Origin of the sequence: Pusillimonas caeni (assembly GCF_003545815.1) — a bacterium.
GTDB lineage: Bacteria > Pseudomonadota > Gammaproteobacteria > Burkholderiales > Burkholderiaceae_B > Pusillimonas > Pusillimonas caeni.
In genome coordinates this window covers 292474-305738 of sequence record NZ_PDUW01000005.1, presented here as the reverse complement: position 1 = coordinate 305738, position 13265 = coordinate 292474, and the positions used below count along the sequence as shown (strand labels likewise).

General features: G+C 61.2%; 15 protein-coding genes. 13 read left to right on the top strand and 2 right to left on the bottom strand.

Features of this window, described 5'->3' with window-relative positions:
• Positions 1-108: 108 nt before the first annotated feature.
• Positions 109-570 (bottom strand): IS4/Tn5 family transposase DNA-binding protein, encoded by a 462-nt coding sequence (locus CSC67_RS21450; RefSeq protein ID WP_209304326.1) that lies wholly within the window; start codon positions 568-570, stop codon positions 109-111.
• Between the two features lie 208 nt (positions 571-778).
• On the opposite strand from CSC67_RS21450, the gene CSC67_RS13345 reads away from it, so the two are divergent.
• From CSC67_RS13345 to CSC67_RS21560, 3 genes are all read left to right on the top strand, one after another.
• Positions 779-1060, top strand: a complete 282-nt coding sequence (locus CSC67_RS13345) for a heme exporter protein CcmB (RefSeq protein ID WP_425337652.1) — start codon at positions 779-781, stop codon at positions 1058-1060.
• Positions 1061-1493: 433 nt separating this feature from the next.
• Positions 1494-2384, top strand: a complete 891-nt coding sequence (locus CSC67_RS13340; protein WP_118995005.1) for a LysR family transcriptional regulator — start codon at positions 1494-1496, stop codon at positions 2382-2384.
• A gap of 82 nt (positions 2385-2466) precedes the next feature.
• Complete coding sequence (locus tag CSC67_RS21560; protein ID WP_245220237.1) at positions 2467-2703, top strand: EexN family lipoprotein; 237 nt, start codon at positions 2467-2469, stop codon at positions 2701-2703.
• On the opposite strand, the gene CSC67_RS21375 is transcribed toward CSC67_RS21560, so the two are convergent.
• Positions 2670-2870 carry a hypothetical protein gene (locus CSC67_RS21375; protein WP_167752879.1) on the bottom strand — a complete coding sequence of 67 codons (201 nt, stop codon included), beginning with the start codon at positions 2868-2870 and terminating at the stop codon, positions 2670-2672. The genes CSC67_RS21560 and CSC67_RS21375 overlap by 34 nt on opposite strands.
• Positions 2871-2936: 66 nt before the next feature.
• On the opposite strand from CSC67_RS21375, the gene CSC67_RS13330 reads away from it, so the two are divergent.
• Genes CSC67_RS13330 through trbG form a run of 10 tightly spaced genes read left to right on the top strand, consistent with a single transcriptional unit; the run spans position 2937 to position 13264 of the window.
• Positions 2937-4937, top strand: a complete 2001-nt coding sequence (locus CSC67_RS13330) for a conjugal transfer protein TraG (RefSeq protein ID WP_118995004.1) — start codon at positions 2937-2939, stop codon at positions 4935-4937.
• On the top strand, positions 4934-5398 hold the full coding sequence (locus CSC67_RS13325) for a ribbon-helix-helix protein, CopG family (protein ID WP_118995003.1): 465 nt from the start codon (positions 4934-4936) through the stop codon (positions 5396-5398). The genes CSC67_RS13330 and CSC67_RS13325 overlap by 4 nt, the downstream gene beginning before the upstream one ends.
• Entirely contained in the window at positions 5395-6441 is a 1047-nt protein-coding gene (trbB, locus tag CSC67_RS13320; RefSeq protein WP_118995002.1) for a P-type conjugative transfer ATPase TrbB, read from the top strand. The genes CSC67_RS13325 and trbB overlap by 4 nt, the downstream gene beginning before the upstream one ends.
• Positions 6438-6812, top strand: coding sequence for a TrbC/VirB2 family type IV secretion system protein (locus CSC67_RS13315; RefSeq protein WP_118995001.1), 375 nt, complete (start codon positions 6438-6440; stop codon positions 6810-6812). Before trbB ends, CSC67_RS13315 begins: the two co-directional genes overlap by 4 nt.
• Positions 6809-7093 (top strand): VirB3 family type IV secretion system protein, encoded by a 285-nt coding sequence (locus CSC67_RS13310; RefSeq protein ID WP_118995000.1) that lies wholly within the window; start codon positions 6809-6811, stop codon positions 7091-7093. The genes CSC67_RS13315 and CSC67_RS13310 overlap by 4 nt, the downstream gene beginning before the upstream one ends.
• A gap of 12 nt (positions 7094-7105) precedes the next feature.
• Positions 7106-9556, top strand: coding sequence for a conjugal transfer protein TrbE (gene trbE, locus CSC67_RS13305; protein ID WP_118994999.1), 2451 nt, complete (start codon positions 7106-7108; stop codon positions 9554-9556).
• Positions 9553-10293, top strand: a complete 741-nt coding sequence (gene trbJ, locus CSC67_RS13300) for a P-type conjugative transfer protein TrbJ (RefSeq protein WP_118994998.1) — start codon at positions 9553-9555, stop codon at positions 10291-10293. The genes trbE and trbJ overlap by 4 nt, the downstream gene beginning before the upstream one ends.
• A 17-nt stretch (positions 10294-10310) precedes the next feature.
• The gene (gene trbL / locus CSC67_RS13295) at positions 10311-11558 is read left to right on the top strand and encodes a P-type conjugative transfer protein TrbL (protein WP_118994997.1); all 1248 of its coding nucleotides are present in this window, start codon (positions 10311-10313) and stop codon (positions 11556-11558) included.
• A gap of 12 nt (positions 11559-11570) precedes the next feature.
• On the top strand, positions 11571-12275 hold the full coding sequence (gene trbF, locus CSC67_RS13290; protein ID WP_118994996.1) for a conjugal transfer protein TrbF: 705 nt from the start codon (positions 11571-11573) through the stop codon (positions 12273-12275).
• The gene (gene trbG / locus CSC67_RS13285) at positions 12272-13264 is read left to right on the top strand and encodes a P-type conjugative transfer protein TrbG (RefSeq protein ID WP_118994995.1); all 993 of its coding nucleotides are present in this window, start codon (positions 12272-12274) and stop codon (positions 13262-13264) included. The genes trbF and trbG overlap by 4 nt, the downstream gene beginning before the upstream one ends.
• Position 13265: the final 1 nt, after the last annotated feature.

Below are 13265 nucleotides of genomic sequence, written 5' to 3'. Positions count from 1 at the left end.
TCCGGACAGTCTAGCAAGGCTGTTGATTGCTGCACGTTCTGCAACCAGCGAATACTTTCCTTCTGCTCAATCGGTACACGGGTCGGATTGATCTTGCGCTTGAGCGCATTAGTTCCTTTGAATTTTATTGCGTGCCCAGAATTTGACGGCCGCCATCCCTAGAGGCAGTCCCTCAGGGGTGACGGCCAGGCTCGAATGCATCAATAGGCCGCATATCGTTTTACGCCCAACCCTACCGAGCAGTCCTATGTCCCCCTCGTTACTGCCATACGAAATTTCCGCCGTATCGTGCAGCACGAGCAATGGTCCTGGCATTGACTGGACACGATCGCGCGTGCAGTGGATGTGCCCGGACAAAATCGCCCATTCATCAACACGCGGATTCGAAAAGAATCGATAGGCCGCCTTCGATTGTGCTGCGTCTTGGCAGGCAAAAGGAATGCTCGGCTCGCCAGCCGCCGTGATCTGTTTGAGAACTTGGCGAAAACGTCGGGCTAAACGCGCATCACAAAACTCGCACTTGGCTGTCGCGCATTCCTGCTCCGCCCAGGCATCCGCACTGAGCTCCACTCTTGGTTATCTTCGCCATCCGAATAGCCTCCGAGATCGTCCGCATGGCAACAGGTTACAGCGAAGTTAATTTAAACTATCAAAAATCTTTCACAACTGCTTGATATTTGTGGGTAATTGCAAGGTTCGGCAGACGCTTACCTTAGTGGGGCGATACGGCGTGATGTGAGACCCGCCATGCGCCGCCAGGCTGATGCCCTAACGCCGCTTGCTTTTCTTTGTCACCGTGGTGAGCCTACTTCCTCTAGGTATCGGCCCCGAACGAGACACGTTACGGCAGATCGCCCTGGGCATCCTTTGGGTGCCCGCCCTTAACTGCTTGAGTCGTGCTACCAACTCGTGGCTAGGGTTTAGCAGGTCGGCTGCTTATGCTGAAATCGACCTCGCTCCAGTTTTTCCCGAACGCGCAAAAGTATTTCCAACGTGCAGGCGTGTGATGGCTTTGCCGATTACCAAGACTAAGACCATCGTATCGTTGAGTCCGAGATAGGGCAACGCGAAAAAAGCCGGTCGCCCATGACCATATTGTGAATTCAATTCGTTGTTCACCATATTGACGAGGGCGTTCTGTAAAAGGAAGGAGCTATAGGAACATGGTTTTCCATACCTCCCGATGACGGGGCAAGCACTGCTTCATGCCATATGCAAACCGGTTCAATCTGACAATCCAGTTACGCGTCGATTACATTTTTGTCATCCTCGTATAAACGGTCCATCTTCTGATAATTTCTCAGTGTGAGCTCGTTATAGTGCGGCAACTATAGCCATTTTAGGCGCATTTTTCGGTGACGGGGACCGACCCTGTTCAGTTGACACTTCACATGCTTATCACTTTACATAAAAATCGTCTCCTGATGCACCGAGAAGGAGCATGGTTCCTTTTTCGATGCCATATCGGCGTAGAAGTTCTAGAGTGAGGCTTCATGGAGCTCCGACACCTTCGTTGTTTTATCGCAGTTGCAGAAGAGCTTCACTTCGCACGAGCAGCAGAGCGGCTGCATATTGAGCAATCTCCGCTATCGCGCGCCATCAAAGAACTGGAAGAAGAGTTGGGCGTGCAGCTTTTCGTCCGAACCACGCGTAGCACCCGGATCACCCTTGCCGGTGGGCTTTTCTTGGAACATGTGCAGCGCGCACTTGCCGCCTTGGAGCAAGGGCGGGAAAGCGTTAAGTCTGCTGCCAATGGCTTTCAGGGGCAGTTGCGCATTGCCTTGTCTGACGGCATTACTCCATCGCGCCTACCGACCCTGCTGGCACGATGTCGCGAAGAGGATCCTGAAGTTGAGGTTCGGTTATTCGAGGTGCCGCTGGCTCAGCAAATTAAAGGGCTGCACGATGACCTATATGACGCAGGCTTTTCTATGGCTGATGCGGTGGGTGACGGCATCATTGTCGAAGCGGTTTGGGAAGATCAGTTGATGGTGGCTGTGCCTTCACGTCATCCTGTGCTGGAGTACCGCAAAATTCCGCTAGAGGAAGTGCTGCGCTATCCCCTCGTACTGGGTGACCCCGCTGTATGCGAGGGCCATGCTCGCCAGGTCGATCGTGTGTTGCGTAGGCAGGATAAGGAACCGCTACTCGCGCAGCGTGTGGCCTCGTTCGAGGTGATGATGGCGCTTGTGTCGGCGGGTCTAGCATTGGGCCTTGCTGGTGCAGCACATATCGCATCCACCCGTGAACCGGGAGTTGTGGCGCGGCAACTTGCAGGGCGTCCGCCCATGTTAATCACCTACTTGTTGCGTCGGGATGTCGAGCCGTCGCTGATGCTGGCTCGGTTTATTGAACGGCTGGAGTCTATCGAGTCGGACGTATAGAAATCGGTATTTATCTCAATTTATACATTTCGTGGGTGGTCAGGCCTTGAAACAAATAAAGATTATTATGTTTTTACCGACGATGCTGCTGCTGGCGGCTTGTGATCGGCCAACACCGCCCACCGCCGTCACTACGGAGACTGTAGAGTCGCTAGCGGCGAATCCTGAACGGTTGAAAGAGCTACGTCAGCAGTGCAAGACAGATCGCGTCAGCCTGGGTGATGTCCTTTGTGACCGGGTTGCCGAAACTACGCGCAAACGCTTCTATGGCGACGGCACAGTGCCTTACACCCCCTCCGAGACGCCACCGAAGTTCTGATCGTCGGCATTTCCCGACAGATTCCGTTTTTCTTTCCCGACACGCCGCAGCGCGCCCACGCTTGCGGCGTTTTTGTCGTGTTCGCTCTGGTATGAATTGATGTTTTTTTCATCAGCATTGTCCCGATAACGGTCTTTGACCGGCACTGCCCCAGCACCGATTCTCATGAGGCAGGCACAGGTTTGTGCCGCTTTTGAACAGGATATAGGTCAGGAGAAATCGGAGGCCGGGGTATGCAAGGGACGAACGTGTTGTTCGGGCAGATCGCCGTCGTATTCGGCATTGTGATCGCTGGCGTGTGGAGCGCCACACAATGGACAGCCGCCGCCCTGGGTTATCAGCTACGCCTGGGCTTGCCCTGGTTCGACTTCTACGGCACACCGGTCTATCACCCCTGGCGACTGTTCGAGTGGTGGTTCTTCTTCGACGCCTATGCCCCCGAGGTGTTCAACGCGGGCGGCATGATCGCTGGCGGCAGCGGTCTTATTGCAGTCGTGGTCGCCATCGGTATGTCGATCTGGCGTTCGCGTCAGGCGCGGCTGGTGACGACCTACGGTTCAGCACGCTGGGCAGACGCCACCGACATCCGTAAGGCCGGACTGAATCAGCCTACCGGCCTCTTCCTGGGGCTGCATGACGAACAATACCTGCGCCATGAAGGGCCGGAACACGTGCTGGCCTTCGCGCCCACCCGTTCGGGCAAGGGCGTGGGCTTGGTGGTGCCGACCTTGCTGTCCTGGCCTGCGTCTGCCGTCATCCATGACATCAAGGGCGAGAACTGGCAGATCACCGCTGGCTGGCGTGCGCGCTTTTCTCACTGCTTGCTGTTCAACCCCACCGATGGGAAGTCCGCCGGCTACAACCCGTTGCTGGAAGTGCGCAGGGGCGAGCATGAAGTGCGAGACGTGCAGAACATCGCCGACATTCTGGTTGACCCGGAAGGCGCGCTGGAACGCCGCAACCACTGGGAGAAAACCAGTCACGCGCTGCTGGTGGGTGCCATCCTGCATGTGCTCTATGCGGGCGAAGACAAAACGCTGCGCGGTGTGGCGAACTTTCTGTCCGATCCGGCGTGTCCCTTCGAGCTGACGCTGCATCGCATGATGACGACTGCGCATCTGGGGGATGCGACGCATCCGGTGGTGGCGTCCGCCGCAAGAGAAGTGCTGAATAAATCGGATAACGAGCGTTCGGGCGTTTTGTCCACCGCCATGTCGTTCCTCGGGCTGTACCGCGACCCTACGGTGGCCGAAGTCACCTCGCGCTGCGATTGGCGCATAGCTGACCTGATTGCGTCGGAACACCCGGTATCGCTGTACCTGGTCGTGCCGCCCTCAGATATCAGCCGTACCAAGCCGTTGATTCGCCTGATTCTCAACCAAATTGGACGGCGGCTGACGGAATCGCTGGATGGGTCGGATGGCATCGCCCGTCGCCACAAGCTGCTGTTGATGCTCGATGAGTTCCCCGCGCTGGGGCGTCTGGATTTCTTTGAGACGGCGCTGGCCTTTATGGCGGGCTACGGCATTCGCAGCTTTCTGATTGCGCAGTCGCTGAACCAGATCGACAAAGCCTACGGCCAGAACCATTCGATTCTGGACAACTGCCATGTGCGCGTGACGTTCGCCACCAACGATGAGCGCACCGCCAAGCGGATTTCCGAGACATTGGGTACGGCCACGGAACTTCGCGCCCAGCGCAACTATGCCGGGCATCGACTGGCCCCCTGGCTTGGACACCTGATGGTGTCGCGCCAGGAAACAGCCCGGCCACTGCTGACACCGGGCGAGGTCATGCAGCTTCCGCCGGATGAAGCAGTGGTGATGGTTTCCAGTGTCGCGCCCATCAAGGCCAAGAAGCTGCGCTATTACGCGGATACCAATTTCTCCTATCGCGTACTGCCGCCGCCTGCGCTGGCCGCCGAGCGCTACGCGGATGCGCCGCCGGCTCGCCCTGATGATTGGAGCGGTCTTGTGATTCCGGCTGTTCCCGCTGCTCCCGCGTCGATAGACAGTGACGACATGGCCGGCACAGCCGACGACGGTGGCCCGCGTCAACAGCCAGAGCTATCAGAGGCCACCGCCTACAGTCCCGAACCCCAATACCCGGTCAGCGACTTGTCGCTGCTTGATGACGACGACCTGTCACCCATGCTTCCCAGCCAGCTTGACCCCGCCATGCAGCGCGTGGCGCGCATGGCTGCCCTCGACCCTGATGACGGAATCCAGCTATGAGCCGATATCGCTTGAATCTCTTCATCCATCCCGAACACGCCAAGCGCCTGGACGAACTGGCCGCCAAGAAAGGCGTGTCCAAGTCGTCCATCGTCGCCGCCGCCTTGGCTTCCTGGCTTTCGCCGGATGCGGGCGACCAGCGCGAAGCGGCGATGGCCAAGCGGCTCGATCGCCTGTCGCGCCAGTTCGAGCGCCTGGAGCGCGACCAGAATATCCAAATCGAAACCCTGGCGCTGTTTGTGCGCTACTACCTGACGGTCAGTACACCCGTGCCCGAAGCCCATCAGGATGCGGCCCGCGCCCAGGGCAAGGCGCGCTTCGAGCAATTCGTCGAACAGCTTGGCCGCCACCTGCTGCGTGGCCGCAGCCTGGTGCGCGACGTGGTGGAAGAACTGCACCCCGAACCAGTGCGTATAGATGATGCGTCGCCGCCGTTAGAGGTACGGGAGCGTGTCTCGTGAGCGCCTTGCCCAAATCCTCCAATGCTGTCGCGCTGGATCGCCGCATCCAGATGCTGCGCACCGCCATGGGGCCGGTGATCGCCGCCGCCCTGGAAGACCCGGACGTGGTGGAAATCATGCTCAACCCCGACCGCAGCCTCTGGGTGGATCGTCTCTCCAGTGGTCGTGCGCCGTTGGGCTTGGAACTGTCCGAAGCCGATGGGGAGCGCATCATCCGTCTGGTTGCCGCCCACGTCGGCGCAGAAGTGCATCGCGGCCAGCCGCTCTTGACCGCCGAATTGCCCGAAACCGGCGAGCGCTTCGAGGGCATCTTGCCGCCCGCAGCCCCCGGCCCCGCCTTTGCGCTACGCAAGCGTGCCGTGGGCGTCATTCCCTTGGATCGTTACATCAGCGACGGCATGATGAGCGCCGCCCAGGCCGGTTTTCTGGTGCGGGCCATACGTGCACGGCAGAACATCCTGATCGCTGGCGGCACCAGCACCGGCAAGACCACGCTTGCCAATGCCTTGCTGGCCGAAATCGCCGCCACGGGCGACCGCGTGCTGGTGCTCGAAGACACGGTTGAATTGCAATGCACCGCAACCGACCACGTGCCGCTGCGCACCCGTATGGGTGTCGTGACGATGCAGGAGCTGGTGCGTGCCACGATGCGCTTGCGCCCCGACCGTGTAGTGGTGGGCGAGGTGCGCGGCGGCGAAGCGCTGGATCTCATCAAGGTCTGGGGCACAGGCCACCCGGGCGGCATCGCCACTATTCATGCCGGTTCCGCCGTGGGGGCGTTGTTGCGTCTGGAACAACTGATTCTGGAAGTGGCGGTGAATCCGCCGCGTGCCCTGATCGCCGAGGCGGTCAATGTCGTGATCTACATCGTTGGACGCGGCCGCAAACGCCGTATCGAGAGCATTGCTCGCGTGGTCGGTTTTGACGGCACGGGCTACCAACTGGCCGATGCGCTCCAAGTTCCTTTTCCTGAACCGTCGCCATTTCCCGAGCCATCGTCGCCTTCTTCACCATCCCCTGATCTGTCTGGAGAACTGTCATGACGCCTGTTGCTTTCCGTATTTCTGCGGTTCCGCTTTTCAACGTCATCCGCTTGCGCCAGCTTGTCCGTCCTGAGGCGCAAGGGCTGTTGCTGGCCGCGATGTTGATGCTTCTAGCCGGTGCGGCCCAGGCTGCCGGTTCCTCCATGCCCTGGGAAGGGCCGCTGCAATCCATCCTCGAATCCATCCAGGGGCCGGTGGCGCGCATCGTCGCAGTCATCATCATTATCGCCACGGGGCTGGCGCTGGCCTTTGGCGACACCAGTGGGGGCTTTCGCAAGCTGATTCAGATTGTCTTTGGCCTGTCGATTGCGTTTGCCGCGTCCTCGTTCTTCCTGTCATTCTTTTCCTTCTCGGGCGGGGCCGTCGTATGAGTGCCAACACCGAAGGCGCGCCCAGCTTCGCCCCGGGCTTTGAAATTCCGCTGCACCGGTCGCTGACCGAGCCGATTCTGCTGGGCGGCGCACCGCGCACCGTGGCGATTGCCAACGGCACGCTCGCCGCCGCTGTAGGGCTGGGCCTGCAACTATGGATTCCGGGCGTGGTGCTGTGGATTGTCGGTCACTCTCTGGCGGTGTGGGGCGCACGGGTTGACTCGCAGTTCATGCAGGTCTTCGCCCGCCACATCAAGCACAAGACGCTGCTGGACGTGTGAGGGGATGACGCCATGCTGAACCTTGCCGAGTATCGTCAGCGCCCCGCACTGTTGGCTGACTGGCTGCCTTGGGCCGGATTGGTTGCGCCCGGCGTCGTCCTGAACAAGGACGGCAGTTTTCAGCGCACGGTGCGCTTTCGAGGGCCGGACTTGGACAGTGCCACCCAAGGCGAACTGATTGCCACGTCCGCCCGCTTGAACAATGCGCTACGCCGCCTGGGCTCGGGCTGGGCGCTGTTCATCGAAGCCGAACGTCGCCCGGCGGCGAACTATCCCCATTCTGATTTTCCTGAAAGTCTGTCCTGGCTGGTCGATCAGGAGCGCCGCGCCGCCTTTGAAGAAGCCGGTAATCACTTCGAGAGTGCCTATCACCTAACCCTGGTGTTTTTGCCGCCCGAGGAATCCCGAGCCCGGGCGGCGGGGATGCTGTATGAGAACCGGCCCTCCGCAGGCGTGGACTGGCGCGAGCGCTTGGCCGCCTTCGTGGCGGAGACGGATCGGGTCTTTAATCTGCTCGAAGGCGTCATGCCGGAAATTGCTTGGCTGGACAACAGCCAGACGTTGACCTACCTGCATTCCACCATCTCGACACGGCGTTACCGCATTGGCGTGCCGGAGGTGCCGTTCCATTTGGATGCGCTGCTGACTGATTCGGCACTGGTCGGTGGGCTGGCGCCAACTCTCGGTGATACCCACTTGCGCGTGGTGTCCGTGCGGGGGTTCCCGACCTCGACCTGGCCGGGCATTTTGGATGACCTGAACCGGCTTGGCTTTGCCTATCGCTGGAGTACGCGATTTCTGTGCATGGACAAAGCCGAGGCGGAAAAGGAGCTGCGCCGCCTGCGCCGTCAGTGGTTCGCCAAGCGCAAGAACGTTGTGGCGTTGCTCCGGGAAACGATTTTCCAGCAGGAGTCGCCGCTGGTCGATACCGATGCCAGCAACAAGGCCGCCGATGCGGATGCCGCCCTGCAGGAGTTGGGCAGCGATCAAGTGGCCTTTGGCTATGTCACGACCACCGTGACGGTGCTGGACGCTGACCTCGCCATCGCAGATGAAAAGCTGCGTTTGGTCGAGCGCGTGATTCAGGGCCGAAGTTTTGTGACCATCCCCGAAACCTTGAACGCCGTGGATGCCTGGCTCTCGTCCCTACCGGGCAATGCTTACGCCAATGTACGGCAGCCCATTGTATCTACATTGAATCTGGCGCACATGATGCCGGTGTCGGCGGTCTGGGCCGGTCCAGAAAGGAACGAGCACTTGGATGGCCCGCCATTGATCGTCACGCGCACCGAGGGCGCGACGCCGTTCCGGCTGGTCACGCATGTTGGCGACGTGGGCCATACCCTCGTCGCCGGGCCGACCGGCATGGGCAAGTCGGTGTTGCTCGCTGTCCTGGCCCAGCAGTTTCGCCGTTATCCCGGTTCGCGCATCTTTGCCTTTGACATGGGGCGCTCAATGCGCGCCACCATCCTTGGCCTGGGCGGTGAACACTACGACTTGGGCAATGATGGCGAGATTGCTTTCCAGCCGCTGGCGCGCATTGACCGCGAAGGCGACCGCACCGGGGCGGCCGAATGGATTGAAGGCCGCTTGCTGCATGAAGGCGTGGCGGTAAGTCCCGATGACAAGGCCGCCATCTGGTCGGCGTTGGGGAGCCTCGCCGGTGCGCCGGTGGAGCAGCGCACGCTGACTGGCTTTTCGGTGCTGCTGCAATCGAACGCGCTGCGCCAGGCGTTGGCGCCCTATGTGCTGGGTGGGGCGCACGGCAAGCTGCTGGACGCCGATCATGACCGGCTGGGCATGGCCGATGTGCAAGGCTTTGAGATGGAAGAGCTGATGCACAGTCCCGCCGCCGTGCAGGCGGTGTTGCGCTATCTCTTTGCCCGCTTCGATGAGCGTTTCGATGGCGCGCCGACCCTCTTGATTCTGGATGAGGCGTGGTTGTTTCTCGATGAGCCATCCTTCGCCGCCCGCATCCGGCAGTGGCTCAAGACCCTGCGCAAGAAAAACGTGTCGGTGATCTTCGCCACGCAAAGCCTGGCCGACATCAAGGATTCGAGCATCGCACCGGCCATTATCGAAAGCTGTGCGAGCCGCATCTTCCTGCCCAACCCGCAGGCGACTGAGCCGCAGATCCGCACGATCTACGAGGGCTTCGGGCTGAACAGCAGGCAGATCGAGATTGTCGCCACGGCTCAACCGAAGCGCGACTACTACTACCAGTCGCGTTTGGGCAACCGCCTGTTCGATCTTGACCTGGGGCCAGCGGCGCTTGCCTTTGCGGGGGCGTCCACCCCGCAAGACCAGCGCGACATCGACCGCATTCTGCTGTATGCCGGCGGGCCTGGCTTCGCAGGCGCTTGGCTGCGCCATCGCGGCCTGGATTGGGCGGCTGACCTGTTGCCCGAGTTCCCCGGTTTGCCATCCTCTCTTTCTTCTTCATCACAGGAGTCCCTGCCATGAGAACCCACTCACCTTCCCTGTCGCTCGCCGCCGTGTTCACGGCGTCCTTGCTGGCCGCCTCGCCCGCTTGGGGCTGGCGTACCGTCTTCGATCCTTCCAACTATACGCAGAACACACTGACCGCCGTTCGCACGCTGCAACAGATCAATAATCAGATCAACCAGCTTCAGAACGAAGCGCAGATGCTGATGAACCAGGCACGTAACCTGACCAGCCTAGACTTCGATATCGTCAGCCGCCTGCGTTCGACCCTGGCGGCGACCGAACAGCAAATCGCCCAGGCGCAAGGGCTGGCCTATGAGGTCGAAAATCTGAATCGTGAGTTCGCGCGCCTCTATCCCGAGCAGTACGCGGCCACCGTGAGCGGCGACCACATGGCCCAGGATGCCCGCGAGCGCTGGAAGAACACGCTCGATGGCCTGCACACCGCCATGCGCGTACAGGCCCAAGCCTCGCAGAACCTCCACGCTGATGAAAGCGCGCTGGCGGATCTGGTGAACCAGAGCCAGTCGGCGCAAGGGGCGTTACAGGCCACGCAGGCGACCAACCAGTTGCTGGCCTTGCAGGCCAAGCAGGCCATCCAAGCGCAGCAGCTTCAGATTACCCAGGATCGCGCCGCGTCCCTGGAACTTGCGCAGCAGGCGGCGGCCACCGAGCGCGCCCGCGAAGTGCGGCGGCGCTTCCAGGGCACCGGCACGCCATACACGCCGCAGGTTGTGGATTTCTACGGCAACTGACCGGGAGCGTCTACACCATGAACGACGTGGCGGTCATTGACCGGTTTCTGGATACCTTCTCGCGGTACATCGACTCAGGCTTTGGCCTGCTGCAAGGCGAGGTGGCGTTCCTCACCGCCACGCTCATCGTCATCGACATGACGCTGGCTGGTCTGTTCTGGGCGATGAATCACGCCAGCAGCCAGGGCGACGATGTGATCGCGAAGCTGCTTCGCAAGGTGCTCTACGTCGGGGCGTTTGCCTACATCATTGGCAATTTCAATACGCTGGCGAGCATCCTGTTCCGATCCTTCGCGGGGCTGGGCCTGGTCGCCTCCGGTTCGTCGCTCACCATGGGCAACTTCTTGCAGCCGGGACGGCTCGCCAAAACCGGAATTGATGCCGGTGCGCCGATTCTGGAGCAGATCGGCGATATGGCGGGCTTTCCGGAAGTGTTCACCAACATCGACCCCATCGTCGTGCTATTCCTCGCCTGGATGGTGGTGGTGCTGAGCTTCTTCGTGCTCGCCATCCAGCTTTTTGTGACGCTCATCGAGTTCAAGTTGACAACGCTGGCTGGATTCGTACTGGTGCCGTTTGCGCTGTGGAATAAGACCTCCTTTCTGGCTGAGAAGGTGCTGGGAAATGTCGTGTCCTCGGGCGTTAAGGTGTTGGTGCTAGCGGTGATCGTAGGGATTGGCAGTGGTTTGTTTGCTGAGTTCCAGGTGCATCCCGATGAGCCGTCTGTCGATTACGCGCTGGTCATTATGCTGGCCTCGTTGTCCTTGCTCGCACTGGGGATCTTCGGGCCAGGCATTGCCACCGGGCTGGTATCCGGCGGGCCGCAGTTGGGCGCCGGCTCCATGGCTGGAGCCGCCGTGGGGGCCGCAGGAGCCGCCGTCGCCCTTGGCGCGGCCGCCACGGGTGTTGGCGGTGCGGTAGCCGCCGGCGCACGCATGATGCCGGGCGCCGCCCGCATGGCTGCGGGTGCGGCGCGTTCCGTAGGCTCGACCGTGGGTGGTACCCGTTCCGCCTTCCAGGCCGGTTCGGCGGCCAGCGGCGGATTAAAGGGCACGCCCGCTGGTTCTGGTTCGGCCTCTGGCTCCGGGCCAGGCACTTCCACCGAAACCGCAGCGGCTGGCCCGAGCGCCCAACCCGCCTGGGCCAAGCGCCTGCATCGCCGACAACAACTGACGCAAGCCGCCACGACCGCCGCCCACACGCTGCGCGGGGGCGACGGTGGCGGCGCGGGCCAAGGCCCGAGCCTGCGTGATGCAGATTCATAAGGAGATACACACATGCGTTTCAAACGACCGCTGGTGCGTTATGCCGAATCGCCGCAACCGGCGACCCCTTACCAATCCGCCGCCCAGGTCTGGGACGATCGTATCGGCTCGGCCCGCGTACAGGCCAGAAACTGGCGGCTGATGGCCTTCGGTTGCTTGCTGCTGGCGCTGCTCATGGCCGGTGGTCTGGTTTGGCGCTCGGCGCAATCCATTGTCACGCCCTATGTCGTGGAGGTGGATAACGCCGGCCAGGTACGGGCGGTGGGCGAAGCCGCCACGCCATACCGGCCCAACGATGCGCAGATCGCCCACCACATCGCCCGTTTCATTGGCCTGGTGCGCGCCTTATCCATCGACCCCATTGTGGTGCGCCAAAACTGGCTGGATGCCTACGACTACACCACGGACAAGGGTGCGGCCGTGCTCAATGACTACGCCAGGGTGAACGATCCCTTCACTCGCATCGGCAAAGAGTCGGTGACGGTGCAGATCACCAGTGTCGTGCGCGCGAGCGATACGTCCTTCAACGTGCGCTGGACGGAACGCCGCTACGTCAATGGCGCCTCTGCCGGTCTGGAACGCTGGACGGCGGTGGTGTCCATCGTGCATCAGCCGCCACGCACCGAAACGCGTCTGCGCAAAAACCCTCTGGGGCTTTACGTCAATGGTCTGTCGTGGAGCCGTGAACTTGATTCGTCCGAAGGAGTCCAGCGATGACACCGTCCATCCGTTTTTACATCTTGCCTTTGACCCTGATCGTCCTGGCGGGTTGCGCTACTCAGGGCAAACCGCCACCGGCGATTTCGCTGGATGAGCCGATACAGGCTGAACTGCTGCCCGAGCCGCCCAGCCCCGTCGAAGTGATTGCCGTACCGGAACCGCTGGCGCTGCCCGCGCAACTGAAACCCTTGCCGGGCACGGAAGGCGGCAAACCAACGCCGGAACCCGCAGATGAAACCGTGCGGGTATCCCGCGCCAACGCCGAAGCCCGCATCGCGCCCACCCGCGAGGGCTATGTCAACGCGATTCAGGTCTGGCCCTACAGCGACGGGGCGCTCTATCAGGTCTATACGGGAGTCGGGCGCGTGACGGTGATCGCGCTGCAACCCGGCGAGGAGCTGGTTACTGTCGCCGCAGGCGACACGGTGCGCTGGATTGTGGGGGATACCTCCAGCGGCAGCGGCGCGGATTTGCGCATCAACGTGCTTATCAAACCGATTCGTTCCGGGCTGAAGACGAATTTGGTAATCACCACCAACCGCCGTACCTACCTGTTGGAGCTGACTTCCACTGAGAAGACATGGATGGCGTCGGTGTCCTGGGAGTACCCCAAAGACCGCATGTTGGCCTTGCAGCGCCAGAACCAAGCAGCGCAAGCCGCCGCGCCCGTGGATGCGGGGCTGGCCTTGGAGAATCTTCGCTTCCGGTACGCGCTCAGCGGCAGCAATCCGCCCTGGAAGCCGCTGCGCGCCTTCGATGATGGCGAGAAGGTCTATATCCAGTTCCCGTCCGGGATCGCCCAAGGCGAATTGCCGCCGCTATTCGTTATTGGCGCGCAAGGCGATGGCCAGTTGGTGAACTACCGCTTCCGTTCGCCGTACTACATCGTGGATCGGCTGTTCGGCGCGGCTGAACTGCGTCTGGGCGGCGATAAGGGCGACATGGTGCGTATCGAGCGCACCGACGGCGTGGCGCGGAGGAACTGAG

Bases quoted from the DNA above. Each gene is read 5' to 3' on its own strand.
- CSC67_RS13315 (WP_118995001.1), top strand. From the start codon at position 6,438: ATGACGCCTGTTGCTTTCCGTATTTCTGCGGTTCCGCTTTTCAACGTC.
- CSC67_RS21375 (WP_167752879.1), bottom strand. From the start codon at position 2,870: ATGAGAATCGGTGCTGGGGCAGTGCCGGTCAAAGACCGTTATCGGGAC.
- CSC67_RS13325 (WP_118995003.1), top strand. From the start codon at position 4,934: ATGAGCCGATATCGCTTGAATCTCTTCATCCATCCCGAACACGCCAAG.
- trbE (WP_118994999.1), top strand. From the start codon at position 7,106: ATGCTGAACCTTGCCGAGTATCGTCAGCGCCCCGCACTGTTGGCTGAC.
- trbJ (WP_118994998.1), top strand. From the start codon at position 9,553: ATGAGAACCCACTCACCTTCCCTGTCGCTCGCCGCCGTGTTCACGGCG.
- CSC67_RS13330 (WP_118995004.1), top strand. From the start codon at position 2,937: ATGCAAGGGACGAACGTGTTGTTCGGGCAGATCGCCGTCGTATTCGGC.
- trbL (WP_118994997.1), top strand. From the start codon at position 10,311: ATGAACGACGTGGCGGTCATTGACCGGTTTCTGGATACCTTCTCGCGG.
- CSC67_RS21560 (WP_245220237.1), top strand. From the start codon at position 2,467: ATGCTGCTGCTGGCGGCTTGTGATCGGCCAACACCGCCCACCGCCGTC.
- CSC67_RS13310 (WP_118995000.1), top strand. From the start codon at position 6,809: ATGAGTGCCAACACCGAAGGCGCGCCCAGCTTCGCCCCGGGCTTTGAA.
- trbF (WP_118994996.1), top strand. From the start codon at position 11,571: ATGCGTTTCAAACGACCGCTGGTGCGTTATGCCGAATCGCCGCAACCG.
- CSC67_RS13340 (WP_118995005.1), top strand. From the start codon at position 1,494: ATGGAGCTCCGACACCTTCGTTGTTTTATCGCAGTTGCAGAAGAGCTT.
- trbG (WP_118994995.1), top strand. From the start codon at position 12,272: ATGACACCGTCCATCCGTTTTTACATCTTGCCTTTGACCCTGATCGTC.